This window comes from Rathayibacter sp. AC182 (assembly GCF_979253875.1).
Window position 1 is genome coordinate 1,731,918 of sequence record NZ_CEEDEK010000005.1, and the last position, 21,907, is coordinate 1,753,824.

Here is a 21,907-nt window from a genome sequence, read left to right on the forward strand (position 1 = left end):
AGGGGCCGCCCGCGCGTGGACACGGAGTCGCTCCGGCGCCTGGGCCGCGCCCGCGGCATCGTCGACTACGTCGCGACCCTCACCGACGAGCAGGCGATGGCGCTCGCCGCGCGGCTGCGGGGCGACCGCGAACCCTGGGCGATGGGCACCTGACGCCGCTCGCCGGGGAGGTTGACAGCGGGGGCGCGGTGTGGCCGTACGCCGCGATCCGCGCCGTTCCGGGCGGGAGGGGCCGCGGAGGGGGTTCCACGGCACTCAGCGGCCGTCCAGGATTCACTGAGTGAACGAAAGCGTAAAATCATCGCGGCACCTGCCACGATCGACAACTCGACAGGGAGTTCCGTTGGACGGAAACGCAACGACCACGCACCGCAACGTCGCGTTGCTGTCCGTCGCGACCACCATCGCCCCGCGCGTGACGACCTCCGAGGAGATCGACGCGCGCTTGGCGCCGGCTCTGAAGCGACTCCGCCTGCCCACCGGGCTCCTGCAGCAGGTCGCCGGCGTGCACGAGCGCCGCAACTGGGGCGAGGACCAGACCTTCGACGCGGCGGCCATCGACGCCGGGCGTCGCGCGCTCGAGGAAGCAGGGGTGCGGCCCGACCAGATCGGGCTGATCATCAACACCTCGGTCACGCGCAAGCACCTCGAGCCCTCCGTCGCGGTGCGCCTGCACCACGGCCTGGGCCTGCCGTCCTCGGCGATCAGCTTCGACATCGCCAACGCCTGCCTCGGCTTCGTCAGCGGCATGACCCTCGCGGCCCAGCTGATCGACTCCGGCCAGATCCGCTACGCGATGATCATCGACGGCGAGGACGCCGACGAGATCCAGGTCAACACGATCGAGCGACTCAGCCGCGACGGCGTCTCGCGCAAGGACTTCATGAGCGAGTTCGCCAGCCTCACCCTCGGGTCGGGCGCCGCGGCCGCCATCCTCGGCCCGGCCGATGCGCATCCGAAGGGGCACCGCCTCTCGGCGGCATCACCCGTGCCGCCACCCAGTTCAACGAGCTCTGCGTCGGCAGCGTCGACGGCATGTTCACCGACGCGAAGGCCCTGCTCAAGGGCGGCATGGAGCTCGTCGTCTCCGCCTGGAAGGAGGCGAAGCGCGACTGGAAGTGGAGCGGCATGGACCGCTACATCATGCATCAGGTCTCGGAGGTGCACACCAGCGCCCTCGTCAAGGCCGTGGGCTTGGACCGCGACCGCGTGCCCACCACCTACGCGCTGCTCGGCAACGTCGGCCCGGCCTCGATCCCGATCACCCTCGCGCAGGAGTCGAAGACCCTGCAGCCCGGCAACCGCGTGCTGCTGATGGGCGTGGGCTCCGGCATCAACACCGCGATGCTCGAGATCGCCCTGGTGACCCCGCCCGCCGGTCCCCACCCGGCCGCGCGGATCCGCTCCGCGCTGGGCTCCACCGCACCGGCGCAGCTGCCGCCGCCCGGGCTCGAGGGGCTCGACCCGTCGTGGTCGCGGCTCGTCGACGCACCGGACGTGCACGGCGACCCGCGCCGCTGGCACCTGCTCGACACGGGGGAGGCCCTCGGCGCCGAGCCCGTCGGCACGATCCTGTGCGTGCACGGCAACCCGACCTGGTCGTACCTCTGGCGCCGACTCGCCTCCGCGACCCTCGAGGCGGCCCGTCGCGGCGGGCCCGCGTGGCGCGTCGTCGCCGTGGACCAGCTCCGAGATGGGCTTCTCTGAGCGCACCGGCGCTCTGCACACCCTCGCCGACCGGGTCCGCGAGCTCTCGAACCTCACCGATGTGCTGGGCCTGGACCGCGACGTCGTCACGTTCGGGCACGACTGGGGCGGAGTCGTCTCGCTCGGCTGGGCGGTCGACCACCCGGACGCGCTCTCGGGTGTCATGCTCCTGAACACCGCCGTGCACCAGCCGGACGGTGAGCCGATCCCGGCTCCGCTGCGCCTCGCGCTCGCGTCCGGCGTCCTCGGAGCCTCCACCGTCGGCACTCCGGCGTTCCTCGAGGACCACGCTCGCGATCGCGCACCCCGCCCTTCCCGCCGCCGTGAAGGAGGGGTACCGCGCGCCCTACCGAGGAGCGGAGCGACGGGGCGGAGTCGGCGGGTTCGTCGCCGACATCCCGGTCGACGCCGCGCATCCGAGCCACGGCGAGCTGAGCCGGATCGCGGCCGGCGTCTCGGGCCTCGACGTGCCTGCGCTGATGCTCTGGGGCCCGCTGGACCCGATCTTCTCGGACCGCTACCTCGACGACCTCGTCGACCGCCTGCCGCACGCGCAGGTGCACCGCTTCGAGGGCGCGGGCCACCTCGTCGCCGAGGACGTGGACTACGCCTCGGCCGCGCTGACCTGGCTCGGCGACGTCTTCTCCGGAGCGGGCGCCGCGCCGGACGTCCGTCGGCCGACCGCTCCGATCGAGCCGCTCTGGCGCCACCTCGGGACGCACGCCGACGACGACGCTCTCGCGCTCGTCGAGATGGCGCCGCCCGGCGGCGCCGGGCCGCGCCGCGTGTCCTGGCGCCTGCTCTCCCGCCGCGTGCACGAGCTCGCCGCAGGGCTCCGCGCCTCGGGGGTGCGGCCGGGAGACCGCGTCTCGCTGCTCGTCCCGCCCGGCGCCGATCTCACCGCGCTGCTCTACGCGTGCCTGCGCATCGGAGCCGTCGTGGTCGTCGCCGACGCCGGGCTGGGCCTGAAGGGCCTCACCCGCGCCGTCCGCGGCACGTGGCCGGATCTCGTGGTCGGTGCTCTGTCGGGCCTCGCGGTCGCCCGCGCGCTCGGCTGGCCCGGCGGCCGCGTCTCGACGCAGACCCTTCCGCGCGCCTCGGCCGCGGCCCTCGGCATCGACTCCTCGCTCGGCCAGCTGATCGAGCTCGGGCGCGCCGAGCTCGCCGCCGACCCCGGGCTGCTCGCCGAGTCGCCCGCGGCCGACGACGTCGCCGCGATCCTCTTCACCTCGGGCTCCACCGGTCCCGCCAAGGGTGTCGTCTACACGCACCGGCAGCTCGCCGGCGTCCGCGACGCCCTGGCCCGCCAGTACGGGATCGGGCCCGGCACGGGTCTCGTGGCCGGCTTCGCTCCGTTCGCGCTGCTCGGGCCCGCGCTCGGAGCGCGCTCTGCGACTCCCGACATGGAGGTCACCGCCCCGCGCACGCTGACCGCGACCGCCGTCGCCGCAGCGGCCGCGCAGGTCGAGGCCACCGTCGTGTTCCTCTCGCCCGCGGCGCTCGCGAGACGTGGTCGCCACCGCCGACGCGCTGACCGCAGAGGATCACCGCGTCCTCGCCGACGTGCGGACGTTCCTCTCGGCCGGCGCCCCCGTCTCGGAGGGGCTGCTCGCGCAGGCGCAGGCGCTGATGCCGAACGCGTCGGCGCGCACCCCCTACGGCATGACCGAGGGACTGCTGCTCACCGACGCATCGCTCGAGGGCATCCGCGAGGCCGCCGCCGACGACGATCCGCGCGGCGGCGTCTGCGTGGGCGTCCCCGCGGCGGGCGTGCGCGTGCGCATCGCCCCGCTCGACGCCGACGGACGCGCCTCCGACTCCGTGGAGGAGCTTCGTCGGCGTCACCGGCGAGATCGTCGTCTCGGCCGGGCACGTCGAGGACCACTACGAGCGCCTGTGGCTCACCGACCGCACCGCCCGCATCGGGGCCGTGCCCGGTGAGCGCTGGCATCGGACGGGCGACGTCGGCCGCGCTCGACGCGCAGGGCCGCCTCTGGGTCGAGGGCCGGATGCCGCACGTCGTCGTCACCGCCGAGGGCGTCGTGACGCCCGTGGGTCCGGAGCAGCGCATCGAGGCGCGGGTCGCCACCGTCGCCCGCGCCGCGATCGTCGGAGTGGGGCCGCGCGGCACCGCCCAGCTCGTCGCGGTCGTCGAGCGGAGGGACGCCGTCGCGCGCACCCGCCTCGCCGACCCCGGGCTCGCGGCCGAGGTCCGCGCCGCCGTCGGCGCTCCCGTCGCGGCGGTGCTCGTCGTGCCGGCACTGCCGACCGACATCCGGCACAACTCAAGATCGACCGGGCCGCGCTCTCGCGCTGGGCCGGGGCGATCCTCGCCGGTGGACGGATGACGGCGCCGTGACGGTCCTCGTCACGGGCGCCAGCGGGCTGCTCGGCGGAGCGGTCGCCGCTCTGCTCGCCGCCGAGGGCCACGACGTCCGCACCTTCCAGCGCCGGCCCTCCGGGGTCGCGGGCGTCGAAGACGCGCGCGGCTCGCTGACCGATCCGCGCGCCGTGGAGCAGGCGCTCGACGGGGTCGACGGCGTCGTGCACCTCGCCGCCAAGGTCTCGCTCGCGGGCGATCCGGGCGACTTCGATCGCGTGAACGTCGACGGCACGCGCCGCCTGCTCGCCGCTGCCCGCCGCGCCGGCGTGAGCCGCTTCGTGCAGGGTGTCCTCGCCGTCGGTCGCCCACTCGGGCTCCTCGATCACGGGCGACGACGCCGAGCCGGCCGATCCCGACCGCGCGCGCGGCGACTACGCCCGCACGAAGGCGCGCGGCGAGCTGCTCGCTCTGGCGGCCGACGAGGCCGGCTTCGCCGTCGTCGCGGTGCGGCCGCACCTGGTCTGGGGCCCCGGCGACACGCAGCTCGTCGCCCGCATCGTCGAGCGGGCGCGCACCGGGCGGCTCCCGCTGCTGGGCGACGGCCAGGCGCTCATCGACTCGACCTACCTCGACAACGCGGCGTCCGCGATCGTCGCCGCCTTCCACCGCGCCCCGGAGGTGCACGGGCAGGCCTACGTCGTCACGAACGGCGAGCCGCGACCGGTCGCCGAGCTGCTCGCGGGCATCTGCCGGGCGTCCGGCGTCCAGCCGCCGAGCTGGTCGGTGCCCGCCTCCGTCGCCCGAGCCGCGGGCTCGCTCGTCGAGCGGGTCTGGGCGGTCCGGCCGGGCGCGGACGAGCCTCCGATGACCCGCTTCCTCGCCGAGCAGCTCTCGACCGCGCACTGGTTCGACCAGCGCCGCACGCGCGCCGACCTGCAGTGGACGCCGTCGGTGTCCCTCGACGAGGGACTCGCCCGGCTGGCGGAGGCGTCGCGCTGAGGCGGCGCCCCCTCGGGCCGGACCGGCTCGGTCCGCGAGGATCTCGGTCCGCCCGCGAGGACCTCCAGTCCGCGAGGATGAGGTACAGTGCCCGCCGCGCCTCGTCCAGCTTGTCGGAGGCCGCGGCGCGCGAACGTCGGAGCCCCGCGGAACTGCTGGATCACTCCCATCAGCTTGCCGACGTTCTCCATGAACGCGCGGTCGCCGTCGCTCGCGCCGGGAGTCGCCTCCCAGGCGGCCGCGAGCTCGTCGGCGTGCTCGCGCACGTAGGTGCCGCCCGCGTCGGTGAGCTGGTACTCGGTGCCGCGGCCCTCGCCGACGGCCGTGATGAGGCCCTCGTCGACGAGCTGCTGGAGGGTGGGGTAGACGGAGCCGGGGCCGGGACGCCAGGCACCGCCGGTCTTCTCGGCGATCGCCTTGATCAGGCCGTAGCCGTTCGAGGTGGTCTCGGCGAGGAGGAGAGGAGGGCCGCGCGGACGTCGCCGCGCCGGGCGCGTCCTCCGCCGCGGCGGCCGGTCCGCCGAAGGGTCCGCCGAAGCCGGGGCCGAAGCCGGGCCCCGAAGCCGAAGCCCGGTCGAAGCCGCGCCCGTGGCCGCCGGGGTCGCGGCGCTCGCGCCGACCCGGGTGGTCGTGACCGCCGCGTCGGGGTCGTCGTGGGGCGCGCCGTCGTGGCGCGAGGAGTCGTGGTCGGGGAAGAAGTTCCTGGCGGTCATGTCTGATCTGCTCTCGTTCGTGTGGATGCCTTCCGGTATCCGGTCGCCCGTCTTCGAGCGAGTGCTCTTCGATCCGTCGGCGATGCGTTAAAGATATATCGCTACTGTTCGCGAAGTCAAGACCGATATCCTGATCGCGATGCACACCGACGATCACGACCTCGCCGCCGTCCTCGACTCCACGCTCCTGACCGGGGCCGTGCTCACCGATCGGGCGAGCAACCTCGGCAACCTCCGCAAGCTCGCCGCCCGCGACCCCGCCCACCTCTACGGCGTCGACGTCGCCGAGCACTGGGATCTCGACAGCCTCCTCGCCCTGATGGGGGAGCGCGTCGGCATCAGCACCGACCCCGCCTTCGAGAGCGGGCAGGACCGCATCGACGTGCGGCTCACCCTCGCCCGCCTCGACGCCTACCGCCGCCAGCTCGCGGAGTCGGTCGAGCGCGGCGACCTGCTCCTCTTCGCCACCGCCCATCCCGCGACCCTGATGGACCTCTACCGCCGGCTCGCCACCGCCGCGACCGAGGCGGGCGCGCAGGTCCTGGACGTCAACGCGCTGCCCTTCGCGGGCGCCGACCGCATCCGGGTACCGCTGGCCGACGAGCACCAGTTCCTCCCTGGTGCACCGGCGGGGTCTACCTGCGTCTACCGCGGCGGGAGCCTGCTGCACACCATTCGCCGGAGCCGATGAACGCCCTGCTCGACCAGCTGGACGCCCTGGGGATCCGCCCCGACCTCGTCGTCGCCGACCACGGCTGGGCCGGCGCGGCCGGGCGCCGCGGCCTGCCGACGATCGCGATCGCCGACTGCAACGATCCCGCGGTGTTCGTCGCCGAGGCGCAGGGCTCGGTCGAGGTCGTGGTGCCGATCGACGACGGCCTCGCCGTGCACCTCTACGAACCCGTCCTCCGGTACGTCCTGGCGGCCCTCTCCGAGCCCGGTCCCGGCTCCGACTCGTAGACTCGTCACTTCCCCACCCCTCTGCAGTCGGAGCATCCGTGACCCAGCCCCTGGACGGCGTCCTGCCGCGCTTCGCCGTCGAGAGTCGACATCGGCGGGACGTCGATCAAGGCGTCCCTCGTCGACGTGACCACCGGAGAGAGGGCCGCGCGCCGCTTCGCCGTCGCCAACCCGCTGGGCAAGGAGCCCGAGGACTTCGCCGTCGCCATCGCCGGCATCGTCCGCGACGTCTCGCCCATCGCGGGCACGCCCGTCGGGTCGGGTTCCCGGGCATCGTGCGCGGGGAGTGGTCCGCCAGACCACCCACGTCTCGCAGCGCTGGGTCGGCCTCGACGCGCAGGCGCTCCTGTCGGAGGCGACCGGCGTCGACGTGGTCGTCGTCAACGACGCCGATGCGGCGGGAGTCGCGGAGCGCGAGTTCGGCGCGATGCGCGATCGCGAGGGGCTGCTCCTGCTGACCACCCTCGGCACCGGCATCGGCACTGCGCTCGTGCACGAGGGGGTCGTCATCCCCAACTCCGAGCTCGGCCACGTGCACATCGACGGCCCCGACTTCGAGCCGCGCGTCGGCTTCTCGGCGGTGCGCCGCGAGGGCATCACGCTCGAGGAGTGCGGCGGGGCGCCTCAGCGTCTACTACCGCCACCTCCGGATGCTGCTCTCGCCGCAGCTGTTCGTGATCGGAGGAGCGGCAGCGCACGTCTTCGACGAGTTCGCCGGCTTCCTCGACATCGGCACCGAGATCGTCCCGGCCCGCTTCGGCAACGACGCCGGCTTCACCGGCGCCGCCATGGTCGCCGTCTCGCCCGACCGCCTCGCCCCCTGGTACCGCTCCACGAGCGGCGCCCGCCTCGACCCGGGCGCCCCGGCCGTCCTCGACTGACCGGCCCGGCCTCCGCCCTCCGTGTCGGCCGCCACCGTGCCGAGGGAACCCCGGACCGTCGAGGGAACCCCGGGAGCGGGCTCCCTCGACGGTCGCGGGGTTCCCCTCAGCAGGACAGCAGCCGCCTGTAGAGGTCGTCCAGGCGCTCGGCCGCGGCCGGCCACGAGTGCGCGGCGGCCCAGGCCGTGCCGCCGCGGCCGAGCCGGGCGAGCTCCTCGGGCCCTGCGCAGCAGGCCGAGGGACCGCGTCCGCCCAGACGTCCGGGTCGGCGGAGTCGACGAGCACGCCGCTCCTGCCGTCCCGCACCGCGTCCACCAGGCCCGTCGTCCGGCGCGCCACCACCGGAGTGGCCGAGGCCGCGGCCTCGAGCGCGATCAGCCCGAAGGTCTCGGCCGCCGACGGCACGAGTGCGAGCCGGGCGCTGCGGAGCCGCCGCGCCACCCTCGTCTCGGTCGGCCACTCCGTCGAAGCGCACGTCGGCCTCGACGCCGAGGGCGCGCGCCGCGGAACGCACGGCGGCCAGGTACTCCTCGCGTCCCGGAGCGGGCCCCCCGACGATCCGCAGGAGGGGTCGCTCGGCGGCGGGCATCCGCGCCAGCGCCTGCACGGCGAGCAGCTGCCCCTTGAGCGGCTGCACCCGGCCCACCAGCACGATCTCGTACGGGCGGTCCTGCGCACCCGGGTGGAACCGCGCCTCCACCCCCGGCGGCACGACGACGATCCGCGACGGATCCACGCCGTACCCGCCCTCGACGTCCGCGCGCTCCGCCGACCCTGCGACCACGACCGCATCGGCCGACGCGAGCACCGAGCGCTCGGCGTCGATCCGCTCGGCGGGCTCCGGCACGTCGCCGGGCGCGAGCCGGGCGTTCTTCGCCAGCGAGCTCGAGTGCATCGAGTGCACGTGCGGCAGCCCGGTCAGCGCGCCCGCCAGGCCCGAGACCCAGTAGTGCGAGTGCACGACGTCGGCACCGGCCGCCGCTCGCGCGAACTCGGGCGTCGACGCCGCGAGAGCGTACTTGTCGCCGGCCTCCACGGGCACGCCGACCACCTCGACTCCCGGAGCGAGCGTCCTCGTCCCGGAACCGCGGGTCAGCACGACGACGTCCCAGCCCCGCCGCGCGAGGCTCCGGCAGCACCGCCGCGAGGTACACGTTCATGCCGCCCGCGTCACCCGTCGAGGGCTGCTCGAGGGGGAGGTGTGCGCCGAGACGACGGCCAGACGGGGCATCCGACCATCGTACGGAGGCGTCGCGCGTCCACGGATCCCGGCCCGCGGCTCGCGAGCGCCCGGAATCGGGTTGAATGGACGGATGCGTTCCGTTCGGAGCGCGGAGAGCATGAGGTCCATGGCCCGCCGGAGTCCCTCGAGCGACGCGCAGCCCTCGGCCGCGCCCGCTCCGCCGGAGACCCCGAGCCCCAGGACCCGTTCTCCGAGCAGGACATCCGCGCGCTCGTCGGCACCGCCGCCTTCGAGAAGGGCACCGCGTACGCCGACGAGGGCCGGGTCGGCGAGCTGCAGTGGTTCGGCGGGCGCACGCGCCTGTTCGGCCAGGTCCGCGGCTCCGGCCGCTCGCCCTACGCGGTCAGCGTGCAGCTGCGCGAGGACGGGGGGCGCTCGATCCTCCTCGGCGGCGCCTCGCGGCTGCCCGGTCAAGCACGAGTGCAAGCACGTCGCCGCGGTGCTCGTCGAGGCCCTGCGCCGCGAGCGCGAGGGCGATCTCGCCGGCCCGTTCGCCGGCGAGACCGGCGCCGACGCGGTGCCGGAGTGGCGCAGCGCGCTGGCCCCGCTGCTCGCGGGCACCGAGCGCTCGCGCTCCGGCATCCCGCTCGGGCTGCAGTTCGAGCTGCTCCCCGGCGAGCCGGTGCGACGACCGCCCGGCCGCTACAACAGCTACCGGCCGCCGCCCGAGCCGCGCCCCCGCCTGGGCGTGCGACCGGTGCGGATGGGCGACCGCGACCGCTGGGTGCGCACCGGCACCAGCTGGCGCGACCTGGGCTACCTGCACTACAGCCACGACTACGACGAGCGCCAGATCGACGTCGTCCGCGAGATCCAGGGGCTGCTCTCGGGGCACAGCGCCTCGGAGCTACTACTCGCCCGACACCTGGCTCTACCTCGACGGCTGCCGGAGCGAGGCCATCTGGGCCGCGCTGCACGGCGCCGTCCGCGCCGGCATCGGCCTGGTCATGGGCGACCGCGACCAGACCCGCTGCGCATCCTCGACACCACGGCCACCGCCTCGATCGACGTCACCCGCACGGCGGGCGGCCTCGAGCTGCGCTCGCTCGTGGCCATCGGCGACACCCCCGCGCCCGAGGAGTTCGGCTTCATCGGCGACCCCGCCGTCGGCCTCTACCTCTGGGAGCCCGGCGACGAGCTGCGCGCGCGCCCCGTCACGCTCGTGCCGTTCGCGGCGCCGCTGCTCTCCTCCGCCCGCACGTTCCTCTGGAGCCGCGAGCCCATCCGCATCCCGGAGCAGGAGGAGGCGGCGTTCCTCACCGAGCACTACCAGCGACTGCACCGGCTGTTCGCGATCGTCTCGCGCGACGGCTCGTTCGAGGCGCCGCCCGTGCCCGAGCCGCGGCTCGGACTGACGCTCGAGCACACCGACGGCGCGGGCCTGCGCGGCTCGTGGTGGTGGCGCTACGGCGTCGAGGGCGCCCGCGGAGTCGACGCCGAGCGCCTCCCGCTGCGGATCGACGGCGAGACCGGCTACCGCGACCCCGACGCGGAGCAGCGGGTCCTGGACTCCCTCGTCGCCGCCGGCATCGATCCCGAGTCCACCCCGGCCCTCGTCTCGGCCTCGAGCAGACGGCTGCGGCCCACCTTCGATCTGCGCGGCATGCAGACCGTCGGATTCCTCACGGGCGAGGTCGAGCGGCTCCGCGAGCTCGGCACGGTCGAGATCGAGGAGATCGGCGAGCGCGTCGAGTACCGCGAGGCCGAGACCGCGCCCGTCGTCGCCGTGCAGACCGTCGCCCAGCCCGACAGCCGCGACTGGTTCAACCTCGAGATCTCGGTCACCGTCAACGACGAGGCGGTCCCGCTCGCCGAGATCTTCCTCGCGCTGGCCCGCGGCGACGAGTACATGGTCCTGCCGCAGCGGCGTCTACTTCGCCCTCGACGACGAGCGCTTCGGGCGCCTGCGCGAGCTGATCGCCGAGGCGCGCGAGCTCTCGGACGACCCGGGCGAGACGCTGCGCATCAGCCGCTTCCAGTCGTCGCTCCGGGACGAGCTCGTCGAGCTCGGCGTCGTCGAGGCGCAGGCCGCCGCCTGGCGCCGCGCCGTCGAGGGCCTCTCAGGGCTTCACCGCCACCGGTGCGCTCGAGTCGCGGCCCCTGCCCGACGGCTTCCAGGTCGAGCTGCGGCCCTACCAGCAGCTCGGCTACGACTGGCTCTCCTTCCTCTACGACAACCAGCTCGGCGGGGTCCTCGCCGACGACATGGGCCTGGGCAAGACCGTGCAGTCGCTCGCCCTCATCGCCCGCGCGATGCAGGAGCAGCGCGCCGCGGCGGGAGACGCCGGCACGTCGCCGCGGCCCTTCCTCGTGATCGCGCCGACCAGCGTCGTGCCGAACTGGGTCGGCGAGGCCAAGCGGTTCGCCCCCGGGCTGACCGTGGTCGGCATCGACGAGACGTCGAAGAAGAAGCGCCGCGCCCTGTCGACCACCATCGGCGAGGCCGAGCTCGTCGTCACCTCCTACGCCCTCTTCCGCCTCGACTACGAGTCGTACGCGGGCATCCGCTGGGCCGGGTTGATGCTCGACGAGGCGCAGTTCGTGAAGAACCGCCAGTCGGCGACGCATCAGCTCGCGCGCCGGCTCGACGTGCCGTTCAAGCTCGCCATCACGGGCACCCCGATGGAGAACAACGTGATGGAGCTGTGGTCGCTGCTCTCCATCGTGGCGCCCGGCCTCTTCCCCCTCACCCGCGGGCTTCGCGGAGTACTACCAGAAGCCGATCGAGCGGGAGGCCGACACCGAGCGCCTCACGCAGCTGCGCCGCCGCATCCGCCCGCTGATGCTGCGCCGCGCCGAAGGAGCTCGTCGCGACCGAACTGCCGCCCAAGCAGGAGCAGACCATCGAGGTCGAGCTCGGCACCCGGCAGCGGAAGGTCTACGACACCTACCTCGCCCGTGAGCGGCAGCGGGTGCTGGGCCTCATCGGCGATTTCGAGAAGAACCGCTTCGCGATCTTCCGTGCGCTCACCGTGCTGCGGCAGGTCGCCCTCGATGCGGCGCTGGTCGACGAGGCGCACGCCACCGTGCCCTCGACCAAGCTCGACCTGCTCGACGAGCTGCTCGCCGACGCCCTCTCGGAGGGGCACCGCGTGCTGGTCTTCAGCCAGTTCACCCGCTTCCTCGGCCGGGTGCGCGACCGCCTGGACGGGGCCGGCATCGAGTACGCCTACCTCGACGGCGCCACGAAGAAGCGCGACGAGGTGATCGACCGCTTCCGCTCCGGCGAGGCGGGCGTGTTCCTCACTCTCGCTCAAGGCCGGCGGCTTCGGCCTGAACCTCACCGAGGCCGACTACTGCATCCTGCTCGACCCGTGGTGGAACCCGGCGACGGAGTCGCAGGCCGTCGACCGCGCGCACCGCATCGGCCAGACCCGCTCGGTCATGGTCTACCGCCTCGTGGCGAAGGACACGATCGAGGAGAAGGTGATGGCGCTCAAGGAGGCGAAGGCCGCCCTGTTCGCCGCGGTCATGTCCGACGACGGTGCGGCGGCGACGGGCGGCATCACGGCCGAGGACGTGCGCGAGCTCCTCGGGTAGCGGCCCGCGGCGAGCGCCTCGGGGCTCAGCAGTCGGGAGTCGCGAACGCCTTGGCGAAAGCCGCGGTCTGGTAGGCGTACTCGTAGGCCCACGCGCCGAGCGTGTACGGCTCGCCGGAGCTGACCATCAGCACCTCGCCCGGCCAGCAGCGCTCGAGCAGCATCCGCGCCCGGGTGATGTGCGGGGTCTGGGTCACGACGACGACCGATGCCCAGTCCTCGGCGCGCGCCTCGTCGGCGAGCGCGCGCCTCGCCCTGCGTGGTGCCGGGGTCGGCGGTGAAGCACTCCACGCGCATCCCCGGCTCGTCGCACGCGACGACGTCGCGATCGTCCGGATCCGCGGCGAGGTCGGAGGGCCAAACCGAGATCACGAGGGTGTCGGCGACGCCCTCGCGCACGAGCTCCCGGCCGAGGTCGGTGCGAGCGCGGGTCGGCGGGCCGAGGACGAGCACCGCATCGGCGCGCTCCGGCACCGCGTCGACGGAGGGAGGACGTAGACGGGCAGCCCCGCGACGACCACGAGACCGAGGACGAGGGCCGCCACGAGAGCGATCCGGCGCGCCGAGCGCAGCAGTCGTGCCACACGCCCTCCGTTCCCCGGCGCACACCGTACCCCGTCCGTGTGACAGCGGGATGACGTCGGGCTGCGGGGGCCGTGGACCCTGCCGGGATCAGCCGCGGGCCTGCTCCGCGGCCTCGCGTGCGCTGCGCACCGCGTGCACGACGTCGGCAGCCCGCCGGCCGAGGGCCGCCGCGGCACGGAGGGACGGGGCGCGGTGCGGCTGCGCGAGCCGCTGGGCCGCGCTGCAGGGCAGGCAGAACGCCCCCGTGACCGCCGCGTCGATGCGGTCCAGGCCTCCGTCGTCGCGGCCGAAGACCAGCTCGCGCCCCTCGCGGGCGAGCGGCTCGGGCAGATCGGCCTCGCCGATCGGGAGCCGGAGCGTCAGCAGGAGAGCGGCGGCCGCGATCCGACCGGGAAGCGGGCGACCCAGCCGCGACGCCGCGAGCTCGCCGAAGAAGTCCGCGTGGCGCTCGAGGATCCCGGTCACGGCGTCCGCGAGGCGCTCCATCTCCGGGTGCAGCGAGAGGCGGGCGAGGCGGCGGTACGCCGTGCAGCGAGACGTGCGCGCTCCACGGCGAGCACGAGGGCGACCGGGCCGGGCAGCAGGCCCGCGACCCGTGCCCGCAGAGCGGAGGGGGCGGCGATCGGCTCGGGAGGCCGGGTCTCGATCCCGCGGATGCGCGGCGAGGCCGTCAGCACGTCGCCCAGGGCATCGGCGATGCGGTGCCGCTCAGCGGCCCAGGCGCTCGCGAAGCCGCGCACGCGGGCGTCCGGATGCGTCCGCGCGACGGGCAGGACCCGCGCAACGATCGCGTGCTCGAGGGCGCGGAGGTAGGCGGTCGCGACGATGGCCTCGCGGTCGAGCAGGACCTCCTCGAACTCGCGGATCGAGAAGTCGTCACGGAGGCTGCCGTGCGCACTCCTGCTGTAGTCGTCGACGTCGAACGGTTCCGCGATCCCCATGTCCCGCCCCTCCTGCCGACCCCGTCGACGCTACCCCTCATCCTCCGCCGACCGGGGGCCGGGATCCTGGGAAACCGGCGAGCCGGTTCACGGCGACGGCGGAGGACGGGCGTCCTGGGAGACTGGGCGGACGCGTCGACCGACGCAGGAACGGGCCCGGATGACCACGCGCACGTCGGCGATCGCCGCGGTGGTGTTCGCCGCCGTCTGCTTCGGGACCACCGGCACCGCCCAGGCGCTCGGTGCCTCCGGCACGGATCCGCTGCTGCTGGGCGCCGCGCGCATCGTCCTCGGCGGTGCGCTGCTCGCCCTCCTCCTCGGAGTCGAGGCCCTGCGCTCGCGACGGCTCGCGCGGCCGACACGGGCGACGCTCCTGCTCGTGCTGCTCGGCGCCCTGGGCGTGGCGGCCTACCAGCCCGCCTTCTTCACGGGCACGTCCGAGAACGGAGTGGCCGTCGGCACCATCGTCGCGCTCGGCTCGGCCCCGGCCTTCACCGGGCTGCTCGAGTGGCTGGTCCTGCGCACCGTGCCCAGCGCCCGCTGGTTCGCCTCCACCGCCCTCGCGGCCGTCGGAGTGGTGCTGCTGGCCGGCCTCCTGACGCAGGGCGGCTCCGCGGGCGTCTCGGTGCAGGGACTCCTCGAGGTCCGCGGGGGCCGGCGCCTCCTACGCCCTGTACGCCGTCTGCGGCAAGCTCCTGCTCGGGCGCGGGTTCACTCCTGCCGCGGCGATGGGTGCCCAGTTCGGAGCCGCGGCGATCCTGTCGCTGCCCGTGCTGCTCGCGGGTGATCCTGTCCCGTCTCGCTCCGGCGCTCCCCGCGGTCCTCTGGCTCGGGGTCGTCACCGTCGCCCTCGCCTACACGTTCTTCGCGCGCGGCCTCCGCGTGCTGCCGGCCGCGACCGTCTCGACGCTGACGCTGGTCGAGCCGGCCACCGCGACCCTCCTGGGCGTGGCCCTGCTCGGCGAGCGGCTCACGACCGACGCGGTGGTCGGCGTCGCCGTGCTGGTCGCCGCGGTGCTGCTGCTGGCGGTGCCCGCTCGTCGCCGAGCAGGAGCACGACGGAGCGCCTGAGCCGCAGCCGACCGGTGGCGCAGCCGATCGAGTCGGTGCCGCCGGTCCTCCCGGTCTTTGGCCCTGACGACGCGGTCAGCCGGTCGCGGGCGGCGGCGTTCCGGAACTGAGCCTCAGCCCGACCGCCGACCCCTCGTCGACGGACGTCCCCGCGGAGGGATCCGCCCCGTCGACCTCGTCTCGGGGACGCACCGAGTCGACCGGTGACGTCACTCCCACCACGAGGCCCGCCGCCTCGAGAGCTCGACGCGCGTCGTCGATGCCGAGCCCGACCACGTCCGGCACGGTCGTCTGCGGGGCGACGATCATCGACGGGTCAGGAGCGGCGAAGTCCGCTCCGCCGTACCGGGCGTCGATGCGGGTCATCAGCGGCTTCCAGATGCGGTGCCGCGCGTTCTGGTGCCCAGCCGCTCTCGAACGACAGGCCGTCCAGGCTCATCCGCGTGCCCGACTCTCGGGGCGAGATGCTGCCGACCCAGACGGCGAGGGACGCCGAGCTCGAGGCGCCGACCGTCCACGTGTCGACGGAGTCGTCGGTCGTGCCCGTCTTGGTGATGTGCTGCACGCCGTCGCGCGGGTCGGCCTCGTAGCCGCTGCCGATGGCGGTGACCTGGAGCATCGCGTACTGCATCGCGTGGGCGACCTCCGGGGTGACCGAGCGGCTGCACTGCGTCTGGATCGGGGCGATCTCCTCGCCGTCCGCCCCGATGATCGCGGTGATCGACACCGGGGTGCACGTGACGCCGTCGTTCGCGATGCCCGCGTACGCGACGGCCATCGTCAGCGGCGAGATCTCGTTCGTCCCCAGCACCGCGGCGGGGGTCTGCACGAGCGGGTCGCCGTCGGCCCGGTGGACGCCGAAGGCCTCCGCGCGCTCGCGGATGTCGCACAGGTCGAGCAGGTGCGACATGCCCGTGAACCCGGTGTTGAGCGAGTTGATGGTCGAGTTCAGCGCGGTGTCGGTGTCGGGGTAGCCGAAGTCGTTGACGTTCTTGGGATCGTACGTCGGATAGTTCTGCACTCCGTCGCAGCGGTCGGCGAAGCCGGTCCAGTTCTTCCGCTTCGAGTCGAACTTCTCGACCAGCGTGTGCCCCCGGTCGAGCCACTCGGCGAGGGTGAAGACCTTGTACGCCGAGCCCGTCTGGAAGCCCTGCCCGCCGCCGTCGTCCGCGTCGACGTTGAGGTTGATCGCCGAGTACCCGGGCCCGCTCGAGCACCGTGGGGTCCTGGCTGTAGCGCGTGTTCTGCACCATGGTCAGCACCCGGCCCGTGCCGGTCTGCACGCCGACGGCCGTCGCTCCCGCCGGGAATCGCGGGTCGTACGAGGGCACCTGCGCGTCGAGCGCCGCCTGCGCCTCCTTCTGCAGGCCGAGGTCGATGGTCGTGTAGACCGTGAGGCCGCCCTCTTCATCGTCGCGTAGCGCTCGTCGTCGGTGGCTCCGAGGGCCGGATCGTCGCGCAGGACGTGGGAGACGTAGTCGCAGAAGTAGGCGGCGTCGCCGGCCGTCCGGCACCCCGTCGAGGGCGGGGTGATCGAGGGCAGGATCGCCTCCGCCCGTGCCGCGTCGTGCGCCGCCCGATCGAGCGAGCCGGTCTCGAGCATCCGGTCCAGGATGTAGTCGCGGCGCGCGGTCGTCAGCGCGTAGCCGTTCGCCTCGCCGTTCGCGGGGTCGTCCGGCCGGTCGAAGCGGAACTTCTCGGGGTTGTTGACGATGGCGAGGAGTGCGGCGGCCTGGGCGGTCGAGGAGCTCGCTCGCGGGGACGCCGTAGTAGTAGTTCGCGGCGGCCTCGATGCCGTAGACGGTGCCGCCGAAGAGGGCGATGTTGAGGTAGCCGAGGAGGATGTCGTCCTTCGAGTACTCCTTCTCGAGTCCGATCGCCAGGCGCATCTCCTTGAGCTTGCGCTCGGCGGTCGTCGCGGTCGCCTCGGCGTACGCCTTCTCACGCTCGTCGGGATCGCTGATCGACTCGGCCTTCTGCACCAGGACGTTCTTGACGTACTGCTGGGTGATCGAGGATCCGCCCTGGGTCTCCTCGTGCAGGAGGTACGTGCTCGCGACCGCCCGCAGCGTGCCCTGCAGGTCGATGCCGCCGTGGTCGAAGAAGCGCGGGTCCTCGCTGGCGACGAGCGCGTCCTTCACCGGGTCGGCGATCCGGTCGGCCGAGACCTCGATGCGGTTCTGGTCGTAGAAGGACGCGAGGAGCGTCCGGATCCTCCGGGTCGCCCGCGTAGACGTCCGTCTTCTGCATCAGCTCGCCGACCTCGAGGTAGCTCGGCAGCGACTGGAACGCGCGAGATCGTGCCCGACGTCGCCGCACCCGTGAGGGCCACGGCGGGAGCGACCGCGATCGTCGCGAGGAGACCGGCGAGGACGCTGACGATCACGAATCCGATCAGCGCGCCGAGAGCTCCGTGGACGGTTCGACGGGGCTGGAGAGACGGGGACGTTGGGTCGCTTCAGGATCGTTCCTCTCGCTGCACCAGCACTGTAGGCGAGGTGCCGGAGCGGCTCGGGGGAGGCGCGCTGCGCTCGACGGAGCGCGCCTGCCCGGATCAGTCGAAGACCAGGTCGCCGTCCACGTCGCCGACGTCGCTCGTGTTGACGAGGCGCCTCGCCCGAGCTGATCTGCAGGGGGATCACCGCGCCGTCGACCGCGTCCTGGCCGGCGCTCGGGGTCGTCCAGACGACCGATCCGGCCGGGACGGTCGTGGAGTCGACGATCTCCTGGTGGCCCGCGGTGAGGCCGGCCGCCTGGAGGGTCGCGGTCGCCTCCTCGACGGTGCGGCCGGTGACGTCGGGCACCTCGGTGACCGAGGCCGCGCGCGAGGAGGAGGCGAGCATCGACGACGGCGGATCGATGAAGTCGTCGCCGCCGTACTTCGAGTCGAGCGCGGTCATGATCGGACGGAAGATCGCGTGACGCGCCTGGGCGGCCTGGATGCTGCCCTTCTCGCCGGTGATCCTCACCTGGCGCAGGTTGATCTTCTCGCCGTCCTCGAAGCCGTTGATGCTGCCAACCCAGACGGCGAGCGAGGCGGAACGGCTGGCGCCCGCGGTCCAGACGTCGGCGGCGTCGTCGGTGGTGCCGGTCTTGCCGATGTGCTCGATCCCGTCGTCGGGGTTCGACGACACGCCCGTGCCGGACGTCATGACGCGCTGCATGGCGTACTGCATGCCGTGCGCGACCTCGGGCGAGACGGCGGGGGCGCAGTCCGCGGCGGGCACGGCGACCGGAGCGCCGTCGGCGCCCGTGATGCGGTCGATCACGATCGGGTCGCAGGCGACTCCGTCGTTCGCGATGCCCGCGTAGGCGCCGGCAACTGTGAGCGGGGCGATGGTGTTGGTCCCCAGCACGGTGGACGGGGTGGACCACAGCTCGGTGTTCGTCGCGGTGTGCATGCCGAACGCCTCGGCGGTCGTCCGGATGTCGCAGAGGTCGAGCTGGTGGGCCATGCCCATGAAGCCCGTGTTGATCGACCCCTGCGTCGCGGTGACGGCGCTCATCGACTCGCGGTTGTCGGAGGGGGCGTCGTTCTTCGGGCGGTAGAAGGGAACGGGGACCGTGACCCCGTCCTCGGCGATGTTGCACTTCTGCGGGTAGCTGCGGAAGCCGGAGGTCAGGGAGGGGAAGCTCTCGTTGAGGGTGTGGCCGGCGGTCAGCCAGTTGGCCAGGGTGAACACCTTGTAGGTGGAGCCCGTCTGGACACCGCGGTTGCCGCTCATCGCCTCGTCGACGTTGAGGTTCACGGCGCTCGTGCCGGGCGAGGCGGCCAGGACCTCGGGGTCCTGGCTGTAGACGGTGTCCTGGACCATCGAGAGCACTCGGCCGGTGCGGGCCTCGACGCTCGGGCGGATCGCTCCCACCTCGAAGCGCGGATCGGTCTGGGGCACGTAGGCGTTCAGAGCGGCCTGCGAGACCTGCTGGATGTCGAGGTCGAGCGTCGTGACGACGTCGTAGCCGCCGCGGCGGATCTTCGCGTAGCGCTCGTCGTCGGTCGCTCGAAGACCTCGTCGTTGCGGAGCACGTTGAGGACGTAATCCGCGAAGTACGCGGCGTTGCCGGCCGTCGCAGCCGGTGGAGGGCTGCGTGATGTTCGGCGTGATGGGCTCGGCGATCGCGGCGTCGTGGGTGGCCTGGTCGATCTTCCCGTACTTCAGCTCCTCGGTGAGGATGTAGTCGCGGCGCTCCTTGGTGGCGGCGTAGCCGTTGGCGGCGCCGTTCGCCTCGCTCGCCGGGTCGTCGAAGCGGAACTTCTCGGGGTTGTTCACGATGGCGAGGAGTGCTGCGGCCTGGGCGGTCGAGCTGGCTCGCGGGGATGCCGTAGTAGTAGTTCGCGGCGGCCTCGATGCCGTAGACGGTGCCGCCGAAGAGGGCGATGTTGAGGTAGCCGAGGAGGATGTCGTCCTTCGAGTACTCCTTCTCGAGTCCGATCGCGAGGCGCATCTCCTTGAGCTTGCGCTCGGGGTGGGGGCCGTCGCCACCTTGTAGGCGGCGGCGCGCTCCACCTCGTCGGCGATCGACTCCGCCTTCTGCACGAGGACGTTCTTGACGTACTGCTGCGTGATCGACGATCCGCCCTGGAGGTCGTCGCCCGAGAGGGTGACCGCGAGCGCGCGCAGGGTGCCCTGGATGTCGATCCCGCCGTGCTCGTAGAAGCGCGGGTCCTCGCCGGCGACGGCGGCGTCCTTCGCGGTCTGCTCGACCTCGTCCCAGCCGACCTCGACCGGTTCCTGGTCGTAGACGGAGGCGAGCAGGGTGGTGCCGTCCCCGCGAAGACGTTGGTCCGCTGCATGGTCTGGCCGACGTCGATGTAGCCCGGCAGGTTCTGGAACATGCCGATCGTGTTGGTCGTCGCGAGACCGGTGAGCGCGAGCGCCGGGGTCACCCCGACCGTGATCAGGACGCCGGCGACGACGCTCATGCCGATGAACCCCATGACCGCCCGCAGCGACATCCCCAGCGGCCTGTCGGAGCGGCGGGACGCGGTGGGGAGAGCCGTGGAGCAGAGGTCCTTCCGGCGCGGCGGGGCCGCGGGGTGTCGAGGGGAGGGGCGGCCCGGAGCCTCGCGCCGTCGCGCGATGCCCCGTGAGAATGGTACGTGAACGACCCCCGCCGAGGGCGTCCTCCGCCAGGACGAGATGCGGGGTGGCGGGGGATGTACAGCGGCCGACCCGCCTGGTAGCCGCGGCGCCGGACGGCGCCTCCGAAGGTGCCTCCGAAGGGCGCCCCGGGGCTCCCTCGGAGCCGATGCATCCGTATCGTGGGGGGAGCGCGCCCCGCACGGGCCGCACCGCTGCAGCACCACTCGGCACGCGCCGGCCCCGGGCCCCCGGGGCGGTCCCACTCCGGCAGGAAGCGCACACCATGGCACGCATCCACGACGACGTGACGCAGCTCGTCGGCAACACCCCGCTCGTCCGCATCAACCGCCTCCCGGGCGCCGAGAGCGCGAGGGTGCTCGCCAAGCTCGAGTTCTACAACCCGCGCGAACAGCGTGAAGGACCGCATCGGCGTGGCGATCGTCGACGCGGCGGAGGCGTCGGGCGAGCTGCCGCCCGGCGGCACCATCGTCGAGGGCACGAGCGGCAACACGGGCATCGCGCTGGCCCTGGTGGGAGCGGCGCGCGGCTACCGGGTCGTGCTGGCGATGCCCGAGACCATGTCGGTGGAGCGCCGCGTCCTGCTGCGCGCGTACGGGGCCGAGATCGTGCTCACCCCCGGCAGCGAGGGCATGCGCGGAGCGGTCGAGCGCGCTGAGGCCATCGTCGCCGAGACCCCGGGCGCGATCCTCGCCCGCCAGTTCGAGGACGCCGCCGGCCCCGAGGTCCACCGCCGCACGACCGCCCAGGAGATCTGGGACGACACCGACGGCGAGGTCGACGTCTTCGTCGCCGGCATCGGCACGGGCGGCACCATCACCGGAGTCGGGCAGGTGCTCAAGGAGCGCAAGCCCGGCGTGCAGATCATCGGGGTCGAGCCGATCGACTCGCCGCTGCTCACGCAGGGCACCGCCGGACCGCACAAGATCCAGGGCATCGGCGCCAACTTCGTCCCGCGAACCTCGACCGCGAGGTCTACGACGAGATCATCGACGTGACTCTGGACGACTCCATCCGCGTGGCCCGCGAGATGGCCGCTCAGGAGGGCGTCCTCGGCGGCATCTCGTCCGGCTCGATCATGTGGGCCGCTCTCGAGGGTCGCGAAGCGGCCCGAGAACGCGAGGAAGACCATCGTCGCGATCGTCTGCGACTTCGGCGAGCGGTACATCTCGACCGTTCTGTACGAGGACCTCCGCAGCTGAGCCCCGCCGATCGCGGTCCCGGCGTCCTCGTGCGACTGCGCGAGGACGTCCGGACCGCGCGGCGCGACCCGGCCGCCGGGAGCGCGGCGGAGGTCGTCCTCTGCGTACCCGGGTGTGCACGCCGTCTGGCTCCACCGGATCGCGCACCGCTGGTGGCGCAGCGGTCTGCGCCTCCCCGCGCGGCTTCTCTCGCAGGCGGCCCGGGCGGCCACGGGAGTCGAGATCCATCCCGCGGCGACCATCGGCCGGCGCCTCTTCATCGACCACGGCATGGGGGTCGTGATCGGCGAGACGGCGCGCATCGGCGACGACTGCATGATCTACCACGGCGTCACCCTCGGCGAGGCGGTCGTCGACGCGCGAGCGCAGGCACCCTCGATCGGCGACCGCGTCGTGATCGGCGCGGAAGCCGTGGTGCTGGGCCCGATCGCCCTCGGCTCCGACGTCGGCGTGGGGGCGAACGCGGTGGTCGTGAAGGACGCCCCGGACGGAGCCGTCCTCGTCGGCATCCCCGCCCGCGATCTGCGGGCCCCCGGCCGCGGCGGCGCTCCGCTCGCGGATCCCGCGCTCCTCCTGGACCCCGCGGGCGACGACTGAGGGTCGGAGACGACTGGCGTCCGGGCCCGCCCCGCGGCCGGACG

15 protein-coding genes and 13 pseudogenes are annotated in these 21,907 nt (G+C 73.5%); 15 read left to right on the plus strand and 13 right to left on the minus strand.

Features of this window, described 5'->3' with window-relative positions:
* Positions 1 to 15 precede the first annotated feature (15 nt).
* The 4 genes and pseudogenes from AC0CII_RS20880 to AC0CII_RS20895 all read left to right on the plus strand — a co-directional run bounded on the left by AC0CII_RS20880 (position 16) and on the right by AC0CII_RS20895 (position 5,029).
* A complete protein-coding gene (locus AC0CII_RS20880) occupies positions 16 to 153 on the plus strand; it encodes a hypothetical protein (RefSeq protein WP_465230538.1) in 138 nt (45 codons plus the stop codon).
* A gap of 190 nt (positions 154 to 343) precedes the next feature.
* Positions 344 to 1,356: pseudogene (locus AC0CII_RS20885) on the plus strand (3-oxoacyl-ACP synthase III); the annotation flags it as partial.
* A pseudogene (locus AC0CII_RS20890) lies at positions 1,345 to 4,066 on the plus strand (alpha/beta fold hydrolase). The pseudogenes AC0CII_RS20885 and AC0CII_RS20890, both read left to right, overlap by 12 nt.
* Positions 4,063 to 5,029, plus strand: a pseudogene (locus tag AC0CII_RS20895) (NAD-dependent epimerase/dehydratase family protein). The pseudogenes AC0CII_RS20890 and AC0CII_RS20895 overlap by 4 nt, the downstream one beginning before the upstream one ends.
* Before the next feature lie 320 nt (positions 5,030 to 5,349).
* On the opposite strand, the pseudogene AC0CII_RS20900 reads toward AC0CII_RS20895, so the two are convergent.
* Positions 5,350 to 5,454, minus strand: a pseudogene (locus AC0CII_RS20900) (PadR family transcriptional regulator); the annotation flags it as partial.
* 163 nt (positions 5,455 to 5,617) lie between these two features.
* Here AC0CII_RS20900 and AC0CII_RS20905 point away from each other — a divergent pair.
* The 4 genes from AC0CII_RS20905 (at position 5,618) to AC0CII_RS20920 (ending at position 7,714) form a co-directional block, all read left to right on the plus strand.
* Positions 5,618 to 5,833, plus strand: coding sequence for a hypothetical protein (locus tag AC0CII_RS20905; RefSeq protein ID WP_465231139.1), 216 nt, complete (start codon positions 5,618 to 5,620; stop codon positions 5,831 to 5,833).
* A gap of 48 nt (positions 5,834 to 5,881) precedes the next feature.
* Positions 5,882 to 6,433 carry a phosphatase gene (locus tag AC0CII_RS20910; RefSeq protein WP_465230539.1) on the plus strand — a complete coding sequence of 184 codons (552 nt, stop codon included), beginning with the start codon at positions 5,882 to 5,884 and terminating at the stop codon, positions 6,431 to 6,433.
* A complete protein-coding gene (locus tag AC0CII_RS20915) occupies positions 6,430 to 6,702 on the plus strand; it encodes a phosphatase (protein ID WP_465230540.1) in 273 nt (90 codons plus the stop codon). The genes AC0CII_RS20910 and AC0CII_RS20915 overlap by 4 nt, the downstream gene beginning before the upstream one ends.
* Before the next feature lie 286 nt (positions 6,703 to 6,988).
* Entirely contained in the window at positions 6,989 to 7,714 is a 726-nt protein-coding gene (locus AC0CII_RS20920; protein ID WP_465230541.1) for an ROK family protein, read from the plus strand.
* A 169-nt stretch (positions 7,715 to 7,883) separates the two neighbouring features.
* Here the strand turns inward: AC0CII_RS20920 and AC0CII_RS20925 are convergent.
* Positions 7,884 to 8,375: pseudogene (locus AC0CII_RS20925) on the minus strand (glycosyltransferase family 4 protein); the annotation flags it as partial.
* A pseudogene (locus AC0CII_RS20930) lies at positions 8,290 to 8,715 on the minus strand (glycosyltransferase); the annotation flags it as partial. The pseudogenes AC0CII_RS20930 and AC0CII_RS20925, both read right to left, overlap by 86 nt.
* A gap of 2,235 nt (positions 8,716 to 10,950) precedes the next feature.
* On the opposite strand from AC0CII_RS20930, the pseudogene AC0CII_RS20935 reads away from it, so the two are divergent.
* The 3 genes and pseudogenes from AC0CII_RS20935 to AC0CII_RS20945 all read left to right on the plus strand — a co-directional run.
* Positions 10,951 to 11,448 (plus strand): annotated as a pseudogene (locus AC0CII_RS20935) (SNF2-related protein); the annotation flags it as partial.
* 470 nt (positions 11,449 to 11,918) lie between these two features.
* Positions 11,919 to 12,008, plus strand: a pseudogene (locus tag AC0CII_RS20940) (hypothetical protein); the annotation flags it as partial.
* Between the two features lie 202 nt (positions 12,009 to 12,210).
* Positions 12,211 to 12,366 (plus strand): hypothetical protein, encoded by a 156-nt coding sequence (locus tag AC0CII_RS20945; RefSeq protein ID WP_465231140.1) that lies wholly within the window; start codon positions 12,211 to 12,213, stop codon positions 12,364 to 12,366.
* Positions 12,367 to 12,391: 25 nt separating this feature from the next.
* On the opposite strand, the gene AC0CII_RS20950 is transcribed toward AC0CII_RS20945, so the two are convergent.
* The 4 genes from AC0CII_RS20950 to AC0CII_RS20965 form a co-directional block, all read right to left on the minus strand.
* Complete coding sequence (locus AC0CII_RS20950) at positions 12,392 to 12,562, minus strand: hypothetical protein (RefSeq protein ID WP_465230542.1); 171 nt, start codon at positions 12,560 to 12,562, stop codon at positions 12,392 to 12,394.
* 171 nt (positions 12,563 to 12,733) lie between these two features.
* Positions 12,734 to 12,949: a hypothetical protein gene (locus tag AC0CII_RS20955; protein WP_465230543.1), complete on the minus strand. Its 216-nt coding sequence runs from the start codon at positions 12,947 to 12,949 to the stop codon at positions 12,734 to 12,736.
* A gap of 88 nt (positions 12,950 to 13,037) precedes the next feature.
* The gene (locus tag AC0CII_RS20960; protein WP_465230544.1) at positions 13,038 to 13,436 is read right to left on the minus strand and encodes a hypothetical protein; all 399 of its coding nucleotides are present in this window, start codon (positions 13,434 to 13,436) and stop codon (positions 13,038 to 13,040) included.
* Entirely contained in the window at positions 13,412 to 13,891 is a 480-nt protein-coding gene (locus AC0CII_RS20965; protein ID WP_465230545.1) for a hypothetical protein, read from the minus strand. Before AC0CII_RS20965 ends, AC0CII_RS20960 begins: the two co-directional genes overlap by 25 nt.
* Before the next feature lie 160 nt (positions 13,892 to 14,051).
* Between AC0CII_RS20965 and AC0CII_RS20970 the strand changes: the two genes are divergently transcribed.
* Positions 14,052 to 14,678: an EamA family transporter gene (locus tag AC0CII_RS20970; RefSeq protein ID WP_465230546.1), complete on the plus strand. Its 627-nt coding sequence runs from the start codon at positions 14,052 to 14,054 to the stop codon at positions 14,676 to 14,678.
* Positions 14,675 to 14,962, plus strand: coding sequence for an EamA family transporter (locus tag AC0CII_RS20975; RefSeq protein WP_465230547.1), 288 nt, complete (start codon positions 14,675 to 14,677; stop codon positions 14,960 to 14,962). The genes AC0CII_RS20970 and AC0CII_RS20975 overlap by 4 nt, the downstream gene beginning before the upstream one ends.
* A 75-nt stretch (positions 14,963 to 15,037) precedes the next feature.
* Here the strand turns inward: AC0CII_RS20975 and AC0CII_RS20980 are convergent, their stop codons facing one another.
* The 6 genes and pseudogenes from AC0CII_RS20980 to AC0CII_RS21005 all read right to left on the minus strand — a co-directional run.
* Positions 15,038 to 15,328, minus strand: coding sequence for a PASTA domain-containing protein (locus tag AC0CII_RS20980; protein ID WP_465230548.1), 291 nt, complete (start codon positions 15,326 to 15,328; stop codon positions 15,038 to 15,040).
* A complete protein-coding gene (locus tag AC0CII_RS20985; protein ID WP_465231040.1) occupies positions 15,279 to 16,151 on the minus strand; it encodes a penicillin-binding transpeptidase domain-containing protein in 873 nt (290 codons plus the stop codon). The genes AC0CII_RS20980 and AC0CII_RS20985 overlap by 50 nt, the downstream gene beginning before the upstream one ends.
* Positions 16,152 to 16,767: 616 nt before the next feature.
* Positions 16,768 to 17,103: pseudogene (locus AC0CII_RS20990) on the minus strand (transglycosylase domain-containing protein); the annotation flags it as partial.
* Positions 17,104 to 17,211: 108 nt separating this feature from the next.
* Entirely contained in the window at positions 17,212 to 19,233 is a 2,022-nt protein-coding gene (locus tag AC0CII_RS20995; RefSeq protein ID WP_465231041.1) for a penicillin-binding protein, read from the minus strand.
* Between the two features lie 85 nt (positions 19,234 to 19,318).
* Positions 19,319 to 19,408 (minus strand): annotated as a pseudogene (locus tag AC0CII_RS21000) (hypothetical protein); the annotation flags it as partial.
* Positions 19,409 to 19,476: 68 nt separating this feature from the next.
* Positions 19,477 to 20,388 (minus strand): annotated as a pseudogene (locus tag AC0CII_RS21005) (transglycosylase domain-containing protein); the annotation flags it as partial.
* On the opposite strand from AC0CII_RS21005, the pseudogene cysK reads away from it, so the two are divergent.
* Together cysK and epsC are read left to right on the plus strand one after the other, a co-directional pair.
* Positions 20,330 to 21,266: pseudogene (cysK, locus tag AC0CII_RS21010) on the plus strand (cysteine synthase A). The pseudogenes AC0CII_RS21005 and cysK overlap by 59 nt on opposite strands.
* Positions 21,263 to 21,863: pseudogene (epsC, locus tag AC0CII_RS21015) on the plus strand (serine O-acetyltransferase EpsC). Before cysK ends, epsC begins: the two co-directional pseudogenes overlap by 4 nt.
* Positions 21,864 to 21,907: the final 44 nt, after the last annotated feature.

Coding starts and splice junctions, on each gene's coding strand:
- AC0CII_RS20910 (WP_465230539.1), top strand. CDS start 5,882: ATGCACACCGACGATCACGACCTCGCCGCCGTCCTCGACTCCACGCTC.
- AC0CII_RS20915 (WP_465230540.1), top strand. CDS start 6,430: ATGAACGCCCTGCTCGACCAGCTGGACGCCCTGGGGATCCGCCCCGAC.
- AC0CII_RS20945 (WP_465231140.1), top strand. CDS start 12,211: ATGGTCTACCGCCTCGTGGCGAAGGACACGATCGAGGAGAAGGTGATG.
- AC0CII_RS20960 (WP_465230544.1), bottom strand. CDS start 13,436: ATGGAGCGCCTCGCGGACGCCGTGACCGGGATCCTCGAGCGCCACGCG.
- AC0CII_RS20965 (WP_465230545.1), bottom strand. CDS start 13,891: ATGGGGATCGCGGAACCGTTCGACGTCGACGACTACAGCAGGAGTGCG.
- AC0CII_RS20970 (WP_465230546.1), top strand. CDS start 14,052: ATGACCACGCGCACGTCGGCGATCGCCGCGGTGGTGTTCGCCGCCGTC.
- AC0CII_RS20980 (WP_465230548.1), bottom strand. CDS start 15,328: ATGACCCGCATCGACGCCCGGTACGGCGGAGCGGACTTCGCCGCTCCT.